The 1064-nt window shown below is 60.8% G+C and carries 1 protein-coding gene; it reads left to right on the forward strand.

Annotated features, from left to right (window positions below):
- Positions 1-158: 158 nt before the first annotated feature.
- A partial coding sequence (locus tag AC1DSN_RS23050) for a hypothetical protein (RefSeq protein ID WP_477333211.1) occupies positions 159-1064 on the forward strand: 906 nt, incomplete at its 3' end.

Genomic DNA, 1064 nt, shown 5'->3' on the forward strand with positions numbered 1-1064 from the left:
GTCGACGACTGGGCCGCTTCCTACGAATCCCTGCTCCTGCTGTTCAACAACCTGACCCAGGCAATCTCCAATCCAGGAAGCACCTGGACGAAATCGGCTCTCCCCGAGGGCGCCGAGGCCAAGACCCAACTCTCTTCGCTCGCGGAGCTCATCAAATCATGTCGTTGAACATTCGGAAGCTCGCCTTCGCCCTTTTCATCGCCTTCGCTGCTGCGGGCGTCGTGCATGCGCAATCCGTCTCCGAGAAGGGCCAGGCTTCCGTGACGTACGGGTGGCATCTGTCCCCCGAATCACGCCAGGAGGCTGTCCAGAAGGCAAAGGTCAACGCCGTTGAGCGTTATATCGCCGACACAAACGCGGCCCGATCGCGAGTGTTCGACCAACAACGCGATCGGATTGCAGCGCACATCGACGACTATGTGCTCGGTGCGACCGTCCTCTCCGAAGACGAGAACAAAGCAGCCAAGACGTATAACGTCGTCATTCGAGCCGATATCAACGGAACCCGTCTCCTGAACGATCTGGGCAGCGGCTCGGCCCCTGCTGCGGCGGTCGCGGCGACCGGCCACCAGACACTGACCTTCCTGTTCCTCTCCCGTGCACAATCTAGCGTTCAGTCTTTCGACGCGAAGGTATACAAGCGCGTCGACGTGGACGGCTCGTCAGCACGGAACACGCACGAAGGTGAATCGGTCAGCGGCAAGGGGGTAGGAACATCGGATCGCATCGACGAACATGCGAGCCTGGCGACAACCTCGGGCGGAAGCACCACCCGCAAGGCTGACAAGGTCGACTGGACCGTCAGCCAGAGCAGTGAGATCAACACTGCCATGACCGGTATTTTTGCCGATGCGGGCTATGACGTCGTCGAGGCGGAACAGGTCGAAGGTGCCAGCAATGGACTTCTCAGCATCGCGAAGATCCGTGATGCGTACAGCCATGGCGACGATCTTCCCTCTCAGATGTCGCGCGACGCGACGCAGGGTGTGCAGCAAGCCGGTATCGGCCTCCTCGCCCTCGGCACTCTGGATGTCGGCATGCAGGACACCGACCCAGTCAGTGGC

The organism is Luteibacter sp. P4_D7_3, from assembly GCF_056401735.1.